This window comes from Pseudomonas sp. DF11, from assembly GCF_058148565.1.
This window is the reverse complement of sequence record NZ_JBYVYN010000001.1, coordinates 412,493-425,823: the sequence shown is the minus strand read 5'-3', so window position 1 is coordinate 425,823 and position 13,331 is coordinate 412,493. Positions and strand designations below refer to the sequence as shown.

The 13,331-nt window shown below is 62.5% G+C and carries 8 protein-coding genes; all 8 read right to left on the bottom strand.

All coding sequences use genetic code 11. From position 1 onward, the window contains the following. Positions 1 to 143: 143 nt before the first annotated feature. Positions 144 to 908, bottom strand: a complete 765-nt coding sequence (locus AC30D9_RS01690; RefSeq protein WP_373459198.1) for an endonuclease/exonuclease/phosphatase family protein — start codon at positions 906 to 908, stop codon at positions 144 to 146. Positions 909 to 1,180: 272 nt separating this feature from the next. Continuing rightward, positions 1,181 to 1,945 (bottom strand): PIG-L deacetylase family protein, encoded by a 765-nt coding sequence (locus AC30D9_RS01685; protein ID WP_490143278.1) that lies wholly within the window; start codon positions 1,943 to 1,945, stop codon positions 1,181 to 1,183. 249 nt (positions 1,946 to 2,194) lie between these two features. Further along, on the bottom strand, positions 2,195 to 4,354 hold the full coding sequence (gene glgX, locus AC30D9_RS01680; RefSeq protein WP_109754191.1) for a glycogen debranching protein GlgX: 2,160 nt from the start codon (positions 4,352 to 4,354) through the stop codon (positions 2,195 to 2,197). Between the two features lie 208 nt (positions 4,355 to 4,562). After that, entirely contained in the window at positions 4,563 to 4,904 is a 342-nt protein-coding gene (locus tag AC30D9_RS01675; protein ID WP_116832509.1) for a DUF2934 domain-containing protein, read from the bottom strand. Between the two features lie 20 nt (positions 4,905 to 4,924). Further along, positions 4,925 to 7,711: a malto-oligosyltrehalose synthase gene (locus tag AC30D9_RS01670; RefSeq protein WP_490143277.1), complete on the bottom strand. Its 2,787-nt coding sequence runs from the start codon at positions 7,709 to 7,711 to the stop codon at positions 4,925 to 4,927. Continuing rightward, positions 7,708 to 9,786, bottom strand: coding sequence for a 4-alpha-glucanotransferase (gene malQ / locus AC30D9_RS01665; protein WP_307572195.1), 2,079 nt, complete (start codon positions 9,784 to 9,786; stop codon positions 7,708 to 7,710). The genes AC30D9_RS01670 and malQ overlap by 4 nt, the downstream gene beginning before the upstream one ends. Beyond that, positions 9,783 to 11,585 carry a malto-oligosyltrehalose trehalohydrolase gene (treZ, locus tag AC30D9_RS01660; RefSeq protein ID WP_490143276.1) on the bottom strand — a complete coding sequence of 601 codons (1,803 nt, stop codon included), beginning with the start codon at positions 11,583 to 11,585 and terminating at the stop codon, positions 9,783 to 9,785. Before treZ ends, malQ begins: the two co-directional genes overlap by 4 nt. Positions 11,586 to 11,592: 7 nt before the next feature. Further along, positions 11,593 to 13,164, bottom strand: a complete 1,572-nt coding sequence (glgA, locus tag AC30D9_RS01655; protein WP_307572197.1) for a glycogen synthase GlgA — start codon at positions 13,162 to 13,164, stop codon at positions 11,593 to 11,595. Between the last annotated feature and the right edge of the window lie 167 nt (positions 13,165 to 13,331).

The following is a 13,331-nucleotide window of genomic DNA, read 5'->3' as shown; positions in this document are numbered from 1 at the left end:
GGTTCCAGCATTGGTTGCACAACAGATGGCACACAGGGCCTGGCAACGCTCGCTGTATGGATGGCACCCTAGCAACGAATAAAGGGCGTCGCTACTGTCAGAACTTACAGGTCAATGCGCAGAAACAGTGGGCAGGATAAGCCCTACAAATGCACTTCCACCGAAAGTGGCAGGTGATCGCTCAGGTGCGTCCAGGGTTTGTTCCCAAGTATTTGCGGGGCATGGCTGCTGGCGTTACGCAGGTATATGCGGTCCAGGCGCAGCAGCGGGAAACGGGCCGGGTAGGTCCTGGCCGGGCGACCGTGATGGTGCTCGAAGGCTTCATGCAGCGAGCCATGGCGGGCGAGGGTGAGGTTGCCGCGCAATTGCCAGTCGTTGAAGTCGCCGGCGATGATTACCGGGGCATCCTCAGGCAGCGAATCGAGCAGCTGGCAGAGCAGTTTGAGCTGTAATTGGCGATGGCTTTCCAGGAGACTCAGGTGCACACAGATCCCATGGACTGCGGCGTGGCCCGGCACATCCAGCACGCAATGCAACAACCCACGCCGCTCCGGACCGGTGATGGACACGTCGAGATTGCGGAACTGGCGGATCGGGTATTTGGAGAGCAGGGCGTTGCCATGATGGCCATCGGGGTAGACCGCATTGCGGCCGTAGGCGAAATCGCTCCACATGCTGTCGGCGAGGAATTCGTACTGGGACGTCTGGGGCCAGTTGTCGTAGCGTGACGCGTGTCGGTCGTGTTCGCCCAGCACCTCCTGCAGGAACACCAGATCGGCGCCGGTACTGCGCACCGCTTCGCGCAGTTCGGGCAGGATGAAACGACGGTTGAGGGCGGTGAAACCCTTATGGGTGTTGACCGTCAGGATCCGCAGCCGATGAACCGCCGCGGGCGCGTCCGATGGCATTGGTTCGACGGCGCGCCAATCGGGATCTTGAGACACGTTCACTCCTGAATCAGACGTACTTGTTCATGCGACTGACCCAAGGTGCCGGCAGTTCCGGATTTTTCATATCCTTGCCGATCGCTATCGCGAGCAGGCTCGTTTCCACAGGGCGCGCAGGCGTGCGCAGATGTTGCAGTACCCCGCAAATCCAATGTGGGAGCGAGCCTGCTCGCGATTGGCGGAGGTCTGAATCACCGCCCTCCGCGAACAAACCCAGCTTTACAGGTGCGTATTCAGATGAAGACAATCTCATAGGGCAACCCCATCCGGTCAAGGATGACCCTGGGTAACAGTGGGGCGATGCCGCTCGCCGGTTCGCCTGCGAGTTGGCTGACGTAGGCGTACATGGCGTGACGCTTGCGGGCGGTGGTCCAGACGTCGAGACGCAGTTTGCGGGCCCGGTGCCAGGGGATTTTATTTTGCTCGCGGACCGGCCAGTGCCAGGCCCACACCGGCAGTTCGTTGAACGCCACCCCGATCCTATCGGCGGCCAGGGCCCCGGCGCGGCCGACGGTGTCGTGATCGCTGTCGCCATCCTGGCGCCAGGTGCTGAACACCACGTCACCGGGGCGCAGGTGGCGAGCAATGAAGCTGGCCAGTTCGGCCTCGTGTTCGGCCAGGGCCTTTTCCGGGAAACCACCGCGCACCCATTGCAGGCCATTGGCCGCAATGCCCAGGCGATGCAGGGCGTCCACGCTTTCCTGGGGATGAGGGCGGTGTGGACGCAGGCGTTCGTCGCTCCACAACGGTGAACCGGGGTGGGCCAAGTCTCCGTCGGTGACCGAGATCAGCAACATGGGTTGGGCCAGATTGCTCAGCAGTTGCAACAATCCGCCACAGGCCCCGACCTCATCGCCTGGATGGGGGGCGAGGATGACCGCGCGGGCGCCGGCGGGAATGAGCGTCTGGGTACTGATGATCGGAATATCGGCCAGTTGCGCAGCACTGTTCCAGATTTGCGGGTGCTGCCGGCCAGGCAAGCGAGAGGCAGGTTTCATAAGCGACATCCTTGTATGTGTTCAATCTTTCAGCCATGCACCGGATCTACTGTCCGGTGGCTCCGATGTGGGCATGACTGCGATTCACAGCGCTCCTAATCCTGGAGACTACCGCAGGTGAAGTATTGACCATGTCGGCCGATTCGTCTCGTGACATGTGCGTCTGCACTGCATTTTTTTCTTCAAACTGGCGGGTGTGCAGCGAAAACCGCGTCCTTGCGGTCCTCATGGCAGCTTACAGCGGGTGTTTCATTCCTCGTCTTCGCGTTGCAGCTCGAACAGCAGCAGCGAGCGCCCGGTGACGGAGTATTCGGAATCGAACTCGAAGCGCTCCTGTCCTCGAACGGCCGGTTGGTTGGTGTCGACCATGCAGGTCCAGAAACTGCCCTCGGGGACTTCCGGCAAGCTGAAATTGACGATGTCATGGTGCGCATTGACCACCAGCAGCAGCGTCGCATCGCCGCCCTTGCGTCGAATGCCGGTCTCCTGGGCTCGCCCGTCCATCAGCATCCCCAGGCAACGGCCATGGCCGTCCTGCCATTGTTCAGTGGTCATTTCGCTGCCGTCCGGGGCCAACCAGGTCACGTCCTTGACGCCGATGTCCTCGTTGTAGTTACCCACCAGGAATCGTCCGCGCCGCAGGATCGGGTAGGTCAGGCGCAATTTGATCAGGCGCTTGACGAACTTGAGCAGTGCCGCGCCGTCCTCGCTCAGGTCCCAATTGACCCAGCCGATCTCACTGTCCTGGCAATAGGCGTTGTTATTGCCGTGCTGGGTACGGGCAAACTCATCGCCGGCAACGAGCATCGGAGTGCCTTGGGCCAGCAGCAGGGTGGCGAAGAAGTTGCGCATCTGCCGATGGCGTAGCGCATTGATCTCCGGGTCGTCCGTCGGGCCTTCGACGCCATGGTTCCAGGACAGGTTGTTATTGCTGCCGTCCTGGTTGTTCTCGTCGTTGGCTTCGTTGTGCTTGTCGTTGTACGACACCAAGTCATTCAAGGTGAAACCGTCGTGGGCGGTGACGAAGTTCACCGAGGCGTACGGACGCCGGCCACGCTGGTTGAACATCTCGCCCGAGGCCGTCATGCGGCTGGCGAAATCGGCGAGTTGGCCGTCATCCCCTTTCCAGAAGGCACGCACGGTGTCGCGGAACTTGTCGTTCCACTCGACCCAGCCCGGCGGGAAATGTCCCACCTGGTAGCCTCCAGGGCCACAGTCCCAAGGTTCGGCGATCATTTTCACCTGGCGCAGCACCGGGTCCTGGCGGCAGGCAACGAGGAAGCTGTGGCGTTCGTCAAAGCCGTCATGGTAACGGCCGAGAATGGTCGCCAGGTCGAAGCGGAAACCATCGACGTGCATCTCCGTGGCCCAGTAGCGCAGGGAATCGGTGACCATTTGCAGAACGCAAGGATGGCTCAGGTCCAGGGTGTTGCCGGTGCCGGAGTCGTTGATGTAGTAGCGCTTGTCATCGGGCATCAGCCGGTAGTACGAGGCGTTATCGATGCCGCGCATGGACAGGGTGGGGCCTTGCTCGTTGCCTTCGGCGGTGTGGTTGTAGACCACGTCGAGGATGACTTCCAGATTGGCCTCGTGCAGGTGGGCGACCATCTCCTTGAACTCGGCGATCTTGCCGCTGGCCAGGTAGCGTGGGTCCGGGGCAAAGAAGGCGATGCTGTTATAGCCCCAATAATTGGTCATGCCTTTGTGCAGCAGGTGCTGGTCATTGACGAAGGCATGGATGGGCAGCAGTTCCACCGAGGAAACCCCCAGCTTGCGGATATGCTCCAACACATCGTCGACCATCAGCCCGGCAAAAGTCCCGCGCAGATTCTCGGGCACCGCAGGGTGGCGCATGGTGAGGCCACGCACGTGAGTTTCATAGAGGATGGTCTTGTCCCAGGGCACGCTGACGCGATGGTCGTGGCCCCAGGTGTGCGCCGGATCGATGACTTTGCACTTGGGGACGAACGGGGCGCTGTCGCGCTCATCGAAACTGAGGTCGCCGTCGGGGTGGCCAATGGTGTAGCCGAACAGGGCTTCGGACCACTTCAATTGACCGACCAGTTGCTTGGCGTAAGGATCGATCAGCAGTTTGTTCGGGTTGAAGCGATGGCCGTTCGCCGGGTCGTACGGGCCATAGACCCTATAGCCGTAGATCAATCCCGGATGGGCATCGGGCAGATAACCGTGGTAAATCTCGTCGGTGTATTCCGGCAGCTCGATGCGTTCGAGTTCGACTTCGCCGGCATCGTCGAAAATGCACAGTTCGACCTTGGTGGCGTTGGCTGAAAACAGCGCGAAATTGACCCCGAGGCCATCCCAGGTTGCACCCAGTGGAAAAGGCAGCCCTTCACGAATCCGCGAAGCCTCGATCACGGGCGGCGGCGTGGTTTTGTTTGGACGGGTCATAGTTGCTCCTGCAAAAGACAGACAGATATAGCGATGCGGTTCACTTGAGAGGGGTGGGTTCACCCTTCACCTGTGGCGAGGAAAGTCATCCCCGCTGTGTGGGACAAGTTGCTCTTTGTGGGAGCAAAGGGTTGCGGCGATGAAGCGATGCGCTTGTTTCGCGAGCAAGCTTTGCTCCCACCTGGCAAGGAGACCGATGGGAGATGAATCAAACCGCTGGTGGTTTGCGCGCCGCCCGGGGCTTTTTATCCGCAGGCTTTTGTGCCTCGGTGGTCGCGACCGGCTTGGTCGCCGGCTTGGCCTTGGGGGTCGCGCTTTTTGGGGCGCTTTTGGCAGCGGTGCTCTTGGTCGCCACGGGGGGCTTGGCGCCATCCGCTTTGCTGGCCGTTGACTTGCTCGCCGCCTTGGGAGGCTTGCTGGGCGCCAGGGCTTCGGCTTCGGCGAGTTTGCGCGCCATTTCCCAGTGGCGTTTTTCCTGCCCGCTGGGCTTACCCTCGGACTCCCAGATCTGATAGGCGAATTCGCGGATGCGTTTATCGTCGGTACTCATCGCAGTGCTCCTGATTCAACTCAAGATTGGATAAAGACATTGACCGGGAAATCCCCCAGTGCGGTGCTGATCAGCAGTTCTCTTTGGGGTGTGACTGTTGCACTTGAAAAAAGTCCCTTCAGTTTTTCCTCCTCGGCGGCGAACGGTAACAACACGCGGGTATCGCCCCAATCCGACGCAGCTACCAGCGGCACGGCACTGTTTTCCAGCAAGTGCGCCGCATGGATAGGCACGACAATGATCGCCCTCTGTTGCCCGTCCTCACGCATGAAGGCCAGTACCCGTTGGGCCTGTTCGCCGAGCACTTCCAGTGGCTGGTAGCGACCCTGGCGCCATAGCGACGGATACTCGGCTCGCACGGCCAGTGTCCTGGCGATCAATGCCTGTTTGACTCGCCCGTCACGCCAATCGCGTATCAACGCGGCGGGGGAGCTGTCGGCCCGTAGCGCCTCGCGGCGGGCCTGGAAATCCACAGGGCGGCGGTTGTCCGGGTCAACCAGGCTGAAATCCCAGAACTCGTTGCCTTGGTACAGATCCGGTACACCGGGCACGGTCATGCGCAGCAAAGTTTGCGCCAGACTGTTGAGGGCACCGGCCGGCGCGATGGCCTGGACCGCCTCGGCGATGGCGCTGCGCAACGGCAGCCCCTCATCACCCAGCAGCAACCGTTCGAGGAACATCTGCGTCGCTTGCTCATAAGCGTCGTTGACGGCCGCCCAGCTGCTTTGCAGCTTGGCTTCACGCAAGGCCTTGCGTTGCCATTGCCACAGGCGTTCGTTGTAGTCGGCCAGGGCCTTGTGGTCCTGCAGGTTGAGGTCCAGCGGCCAGCTTCCGAGCAGCGCCTGGTACAGAATCAGCTCATCACCGGCCGAAGGCGCAGCCGGGTCGCTGTGCAGCGAAGGCGCAAGGATGCGCCACTGCTCCACGCAGGCGGCATACCAGTCGGCACGCTCGCTGAGCACGGCCAGCCTGGCGCGAGTGTCTTCGCCGCGCTTGTGGTCGTGGGTGGCGGTGGTGATCAGGTTGTCGGGAAAATGTTCGAGGCGCTCAAGGCAGGCGTGGTGGAACACCTCGGCCGGGGCGCTGAAGCGCTCGGTGTCATAGCCCACGTCATTGCGCGACAACAGCACCGCCGAGCGATAGAGCGCGGTGTCTTCCACGGCTTTGGCAGCGGCTGGCGAAGTCAGTTGCTGGAAGCGCACGCAGGCATGGCGCAGGCGTTTACGCTGGCTGCCGCGCGGACGTTGCCGCCAGGGCATCCCACCGAGCCAGCCGGCCAGGCAATCGAGCACTGGCCAGTCAGCTTCGCTGAGGGTCTGCCGGGCGCCTTCCAGGGCCTGGTTGAAGAACACTTCGTCTTCGGCCGAGCGCCCCAAAGGCGTGATGTAGGTGCGATACACCGGGAAATGCACGATCAGCTCCTGCAAGGCCCGGCGGATCGCGCCCAGGGTCAGGTCGCGGGTCATCACATCGTCCCGGGCCACTTGCAGCAGGGCCTGGGCAACGCTTTCGAAGTCGCCGGCCAGGGAACCATTGAGAATCTGCTGGCGGGCCAGGCGCGCTTCTTCAATGAAGTGCGCTGGTCGCTCACTGTGCCGGCTCCAGAATTCGGCAAGGGGCTCGGCACCGGTCGGGTCATGCTGGAGCAGCGAAATCTGGTTCATGAACTCGTAACCGGTGCTGCCGTCGATGTTCCAGTCCCGTCGCAAGGTTTCGCCATCGCCAAGGATTTTCTCGACGAAAATCGGCAGATGCCGCGACGGCGAAAGCGAATCGACGCGTCTGCGCAATTTGCGGCAGTAACCGCGAGGGTCGGCAAGGCCGTCGATGTGATCGATCCGCAGCCCGTCCACCAATCCTTCACCGATCAGTTCGAAAATCTTGGCATGGGTCGCCTCGAATACCGCCGGACGCTCGACCCGCAGCCCGCCCAGTTCGTTGACGTCGAAAAAGCGCCGCCAATTGATGTCATCCGCCGCTGTGCGCCAACTGGCGAGGCGATAGCTCTGACGTTCCAGTAACTGGTGCAGGCGCTCGAAGCCCTCGGACTGGGTGGAGTCGTAGCCACCCAGGTTGTCCTCGATGGCGCTCAGGATGCCGGTATCTGTCGCCAGGCTTTGCAATTCTGCTTGCAGTGGGCGGGCGAGGGTGTGGGCATCGGTCTGGTAATTGAGCGTGGTGAAGCGCTCGGCCAGGGACTTGAGCGACTCGGCTTGCTCGGCGGGCAGGGTTTCTGCGGGTTTGAGCAGTTCGCCGTAGTACATCGGGCAAATGGGGAAGTGGTGTTCGTAGTGCTCGACATAGAAGCGGCCATGGGCGGCATCGAAGCGCAGTTTCAAGGTGCCTTCCTGCAACGCCACGCCGTAGTCGCTGCCCAGGAACGGCAGCAACAACTGGCCCTCCATCAGCGGGTCCGGGGAGTGCCACTGGATGTCGAAGAATTCACCGTAGGGACTCAGGCGGCCCCATTCGAGCAAATCCAGCCACCAGGGGTTGTCATTGCCGCCAACGGCCATGTGATTGGACACGATGTCGAGGATCAAGCCCATCCGGTGCTCGCGCAAGGCTGCGACCAGGCGCTTGAGCGCGGGTTCGCCGCCCAGCTCGGGGTTGACCAGGGTCGGGTCGACGACATCGTAGCCGTGCATCGAGCCGGCCCGGGCCTTGAGCAGCGGCGAGGCATAGATGTGGCTGATGCCCAGCGCGGCGAAGTACGGCACCTGGGGGATGGCATCGTCCAGGGTGAAGCCTTTATGAAACTGCAGGCGCAATGTTGCCCGCAGGGGTTGGATCAATGTCTGCTTCATCGGTCACGCTCGTTCGCCTGAAGTCTGGCACAGGCGAGTATTTCCAGACGCCGGGCGGCGTCCGGCTCATCCAGCAATGCCTGGCTTTGCTGGGCCAGGCGGCGGCGCCAATTGGGGTGGGTGTCGATGGTGCCCGGCAGGTTCGCCTGTTCTTCGATGCCCAGGGCGTCTTCCAGTGGCAGTAACACCAGCGGCGCGCGGGTGTGGCCGAGGAAGCGCACGCTGGCATCCAGTACCTGGTCGGTCTCGCGATGTTCTTCGCGAAAGTTCTGCGGATCCTGGTTGAGCACGTGGCGCAGGCCTTCACGTTCGCGCTCGCGGTGTTTGCGCCAGTCCATTTCGGTGTGGGAATCGATCAGGTCCAGCCGGGCGTTCCAGTCGATGTCGTGACCGTGCCACCAGCCATTGAGCGTCGGCAAGTCATGGGTGCTGGTGGTCGCCAGGGCATTGTCCGGCCAGTCGAGGATTGGCTTGAAGTGGGTGTTGTCCTGTTCGAACAACAGCACGCGCATGCCCAGGATCGAGCGGGCGCTGAGTTTTTCCCGCAGGCCATCGGGAACGGTGCCGAGGTCTTCGCCGAGCACGATGGCTTGATGACGATGGGATTCGAGTGCCAGCAGGCGCAGCAGGTCGTCTACCGGGTAATACAGGTAGGCGCCATCGGAGGGTGGGGCATCGTTAGGAATTACCCAGAGCCGTTGCAAGCCCATGACATGATCGATGCGCAAGCCGCCGGCGTGGGCGAAGTTGGCTCGCAACATTTCAATGAATGCGCGAAAGCCGTTACGCACCAGGCCTTCCGGGGAAAACGCCGAGATCCCCCAGCCTTGGCCGGAGCGGTTGAGAATGTCTGGCGGGGCGCCCACCGTCAGCGAAGCGAGCAGTTCGTCCTGCCGACTCCAGGCCTGGCTGCCACCGCCATCGGCACCCACCGCCAGGTCGGCGATCAGGCCAATGCCCATGCCGCTGGATCTGGCTGCGCTCTGGGCGCGCTCCAGGCAGCGGGCGATCAACCATTGGCAAAAGGCGTGGAAGCCGATCTCATCGGCGTTTTCTTCGGCAAAATGGGCCAAGGCCGCACTGCGCGGATCGCGCCATTCTTCCGGCCACTGCCGCCAGTCGAGGCTTTCGCCCCGGGCGGCGCGTTCGGCCTGCAAGGCCTCGAAGCGGCAATGGTTCTCCAGGGCTTCGCCGCTGGTGTGACGGAAACTGCTGAAGTCTTCATGTAGCGGATGCTCGCCCTGGCTGAAGCCGTCGTAAAGGGCGCGCAGAATTTTCTGCTTGGCCTGGGCGGCGACCGGCCAGTCGATCAGCGGCTGCTCTTCCAGGGTGCGCAGTTGATTGGTCAGGCCGGTGGCGTCGATGGCGGTGCGCAGGGCGCGTTCGCCGAGGATGGTGCCCGGCGCCGCGTACAGGCTGTTGAGGAACAGTCGGCTCGACGGTGAGTAGGGGCTGTAGCGCCCGGTGTCGCTGCTGAACATGGCATGCATCGGGCTGATGGCAATGGCCTCGGCCCCGCGCTCGCCGGCCACCCGTGCCAGTTCCTCCAGGGCTTGGGTGTCACCGAAGCCTCCGTCACCGGGACGCCTGAGGGCATACAGTTGCGCACTCAAGCCCCAGGCCCGTGGCGTCGGGTCGTCCACCGCATCGGCCACGCTGTAGCAACGGGCCGGCGCGACGGCCAGGGTGAAGTGCTGGTCCTGGATGCTGACGTGCTGATAACCCACCGGGACCATCCCCGGCAGCTTGGCGTCGGCGTCGAGGTTCAGGTTCAGTGTCGCGCCATCTTCAAGTTTGATTTCGCAGGGCGTCCCGGCCTCGAAGTAGCGGCTCAAGTCCAGACTGACTCCGACATCGGCGGTGATCAGCGGTGGCAATTGATGGTTCTGTTGAGCCTCCTGCAACTGCAGCAGGCTGGCGTCGATTTCCTGGGCGCTGCCGGCTGGGTGGCCCAGGCCGGTAAGGACCGAGCGCAAGACGGCCGGCGAGACTTTCTGGGCCCGGCCATTGGCATCGATCCAATCCACTGCCAGGCCCGCTCGTCCGGCGAGGATTTCCAGTTGCGCATCGCTCATAGGCGCTCTCCAGTGATGTTGGGCAAGGTTGTCGCCTGCGTCAGACTGACCAGCGCGCTGTAGGGCGCAAGGACGCCCTGTTGCAACAGACCCTCGAGCTGCTGCGGATGTTCGAAAAGAATGTGCACCTCTTGCGGGGCGCTGTGTTCGACGGGCTGATCACTCAGGTTCAGGTCGATGCGCAACACACTGCCATCGCCTAGCCGCCAGCGTGCGCTGACGGCGCCATGGCCCAGCACATCGGCCCCCAGGGCCTGGGCACCGGGCAGGCGTGGGATGATTTCTTCACGGCGAATTTTCAGCAGTTGCCGATACAGCGCCTCGTTGGCCTGTTGCTCCGGGCCTTGCGCTTCCAGGCTCGGGCGTGAAGCCTCGAAGGTGCTGGCCGCATTGGGGTCGGGAATCTGTTCGCGTTTCTGCGGATCGGCAAAGGCACTGAAGGCCTTGAACTCGCTGCGTCGGCCTTCGCGCACGAGTTCTGCCAGCTCGCCGTAGTGGCTGGTAAAGAACAGGAAGGGTTGTTCGGCCGTCACCTCGTCCCCCATGAACAGCAGCGGGATCATCGGTGACAACAGCAACAAGGCCGTCGCCGCTTGCAGGGCCTGGGGCGCGGCGAGCTGATGCAGGCGTTCGCCCAGGGCACGGTTGCCGATCTGGTCATGGTTCTGCAGGAACAGCACGAACGCGCTCGGCGGCAGGTGGCCGCTGGGTTCGCCCCGGGATTCGCCATGGCGATTGATGTGGCCCTGGAAGACGAACCCCTGGCTGAGGCAACGTGCCAGTTGCTCCGTCGGTTGCTCGGCATAGTCGGCGTAGTAAGCGTCGGTTTCACCGGTCAGCAGCACATGCAAGGCATTGTGCCCGTCGTCGTTCCACTGGGCGTCGTAGCCTTGTTCCAGCAGGCTGGCCTGGTTGTGTTCGTTTTCCACGGTCAGCCAGACATGCCGGACCGGGTCCACCTGCTCGCGCACCCTGGCCGCCAGCTCCTGGAGAAAATCCGGGTCTTCAATGGCGTGTACCGCGTCCAGGCGCAGGCCGTCGAAACGGTATTCCAGGAGCCACATAAGCGCGTTGTCGATGAAAAAGTCCCGTACCTCACGGCGCCGGAAATCAATCGCCGCGCCCCAGGGCGTGTGCTTGTCTTCGCGAAAGAAGCCCTTGGCGTAGCGGTGCAGGTAGTTGCCGTCGGGGCCGAAGTGGTTGTAGACCACATCGAGGATGACGGATAACCCGTGGCCGTGGGCGCTGTCGATCAGATGCTTGAGCTGTTCGGGTGTGCCGTAGGACGCCTGGGGTGCGTAGGGCAGGACGCCGTCGTAGCCCCAGTTGCGATCACCGGGAAACTGCGCCAGCGGCATCAGTTCGATGGCGGTGATGCCCAGTCCGGCCAGGCGTGCCAAATGCTGTTCGACGCCGTTGAAACCACCCAGGGCGCCGACGTGCAATTCGTAGATCACGGCTTCGTGCCAGGGGCGGCCGGACCATTGAGTGTGCCGCCATGAATAGGCATGCGGGTCGACCACCACGCTGTGGCGGTCGATATCGCCGGCCTGGGCGCGAGAGGCCGGGTCCGGCACTTCCAGCTCGCCATCGATGTTGTAGCGGTAACGGGTGCCAGCGGGGCAACGGGTCTGGATCATGAACCAGCCGTCGGCTTGGGGCAGTAGCGGTATCGAATCTCCAGTGTCGAGCTCGACACTGACAAAAAAGGCATCCGGGGCCCAAAGGGCGAAGCGGGTGTGCTCCTCATCCAGCATGACCGCCCCGTGGGTCCATGTATCAGGCGTCCTTGACGTCATTGTTACCTCATTGTCTGGCCGATTTTCCCAGTGACTTAGCCACCAGCTGTTCGTAGAGTTCGGCATAGGGTTCCACGGCCTTGCACCAGTTGAACGGTGCCGACATGGCCCGGCAGCGCATGGCGTTGAGCAGGTCGGGGAACTCGAAGACCTTGAAGGCCCGGCTCAGGGCCTGTTTGTAGCTTTCCACGGTGGACTCATCGAACAGGAAGCCGGTGATGCCATCTTCGATGGTGTCCGCCAAGCCTCCGGTATTGCGCGCTACCGGCAGTGAGCCGAAGCGCTGGGCGTACATCTGGCTCAAGCCGCAGGGCTCGTAGCGCGACGGCATCAGCAGGAAATCGCTGCCGGCGAACATCCGCCGCGCATCGGTTTCATTGAAGCCGATGCGCACGCCGATGCGTCCGGGAAAGCGCAGCGCCAGTTCGCGCATGGCCTGTTCTTCTTCCGGTTCGCCGCGGCCAATGATGGCGATCTGGCCACCAGACTCGACGATGAACTCGGCGACCGCTTCGGTCAGGTCCAGGCCTTTCTGGTAGACCAGGCGCGAAACCACCGCGAATAGCGGGCCTGTGGAGTCATCGAGGCCAAAGAGTTCACGCACGTGGTTTGCGTTGATTGTCTTGCCTTCCCAGTCGCCTATGGCGAACTGGCGGAACAGATGCGTGTCGGTGGCCGAGTCCCAGCTCTCATCGATGCCGTTGGGGATGCCGCTGAGCAGGCCTTGTTGGGTCTTGGCCGCGAGGAAACCGTCGAGCCCGCAACCGAACGCCGGAGTAGTGATCTCCTGGGCGTAGGTGGCACTGACGGTGGTGATATGGCTGGAATAAGCCATCCCGGCCTTGAGGAACGACAGCTTGCCGTAGAACTCCATGCCTTCCTGTTGCAGGGCGTGCTCAGGGATACCCAGTTCCGGGCAGGACGCCAGGCTGACCACGCCCTGGTAGGCCAGGTTGTGGATGGTGAACAGGGTCGGGGTGCGTTGCCCGCGCCAATGCATATAGGCCGGCGCCAGCCCGGCTGGCCAGTCGTGGGCATGGACCAGATCCGGGCACCAGTGGATCTGCGCCAGATTGGCGGCGATATCGGCGGCGGCCAGGCCCAGGCGGGCGAAGCGAATGTGGTTGTCGGGCCAGTCGCGACCATTGTTGGCGCCGTAGGGGGAGCCTTCGCGGGCAAACAGTTCCGGGCAGATCAGTACGTAGATCACCAGGCCGTCGGCCATGTCCATGCGCCCGATCTTGCAGGGCGGCAGTGCTGCGTGGCCGCCCAGTTCGCCGATGATGTGGATCGGATTGCCGCTGTTCATCACTTGCGGATAACCGGGGATCAGCACCCGGACATCATGCAACCCGGCCATGGCCCGGGGCAATGCGGAGGAGACGTCGCCCAGGCCGCCGGTCTTTACCAGGTCGGCGATTTCCGAAGTGACGAACAATACTTTCTTGCGGTTGGGATTCTGTCGAACGACGGGGAGCAGTGCCTTGCCGCCGGTGGCCAGCACCGGTGCCGTTGGCGATTCGGCCGCCGGCGGTAATTGCGAACGGACTTGTTGTGGTTCCAAGGCAGCACTGATCATAAATATCTCCCATTTTCTCGATCTGTTTCCGGCAAGCGCCAGAGCTGTTGTTTCATTGGCCGAATCCTGCGGCCAGGCGCACAAGCGCTACGCAAGGAAAGCGAACGGCTACCCAATGCGGCGAAGCGAATCAGCTGTGAAGGAGCTGTTGCAATGACCAGTGCAAG

Coding starts and splice junctions, on each gene's coding strand:
- AC30D9_RS01690 (WP_373459198.1), bottom strand. CDS start 908: ATGCCATCGGACGCGCCCGCGGCGGTTCATCGGCTGCGGATCCTGACG.
- AC30D9_RS01685 (WP_490143278.1), bottom strand. CDS start 1,945: ATGAAACCTGCCTCTCGCTTGCCTGGCCGGCAGCACCCGCAAATCTGG.
- glgX (WP_109754191.1), bottom strand. CDS start 4,354: ATGACCCGTCCAAACAAAACCACGCCGCCGCCCGTGATCGAGGCTTCG.
- AC30D9_RS01675 (WP_116832509.1), bottom strand. CDS start 4,904: ATGAGTACCGACGATAAACGCATCCGCGAATTCGCCTATCAGATCTGG.
- AC30D9_RS01670 (WP_490143277.1), bottom strand. CDS start 7,711: ATGAAGCAGACATTGATCCAACCCCTGCGGGCAACATTGCGCCTGCAG.
- malQ (WP_307572195.1), bottom strand. CDS start 9,786: ATGAGCGATGCGCAACTGGAAATCCTCGCCGGACGAGCGGGCCTGGCA.
- treZ (WP_490143276.1), bottom strand. CDS start 11,585: ATGACGTCAAGGACGCCTGATACATGGACCCACGGGGCGGTCATGCTG.
- glgA (WP_307572197.1), bottom strand. CDS start 13,164: ATGATCAGTGCTGCCTTGGAACCACAACAAGTCCGTTCGCAATTACCG.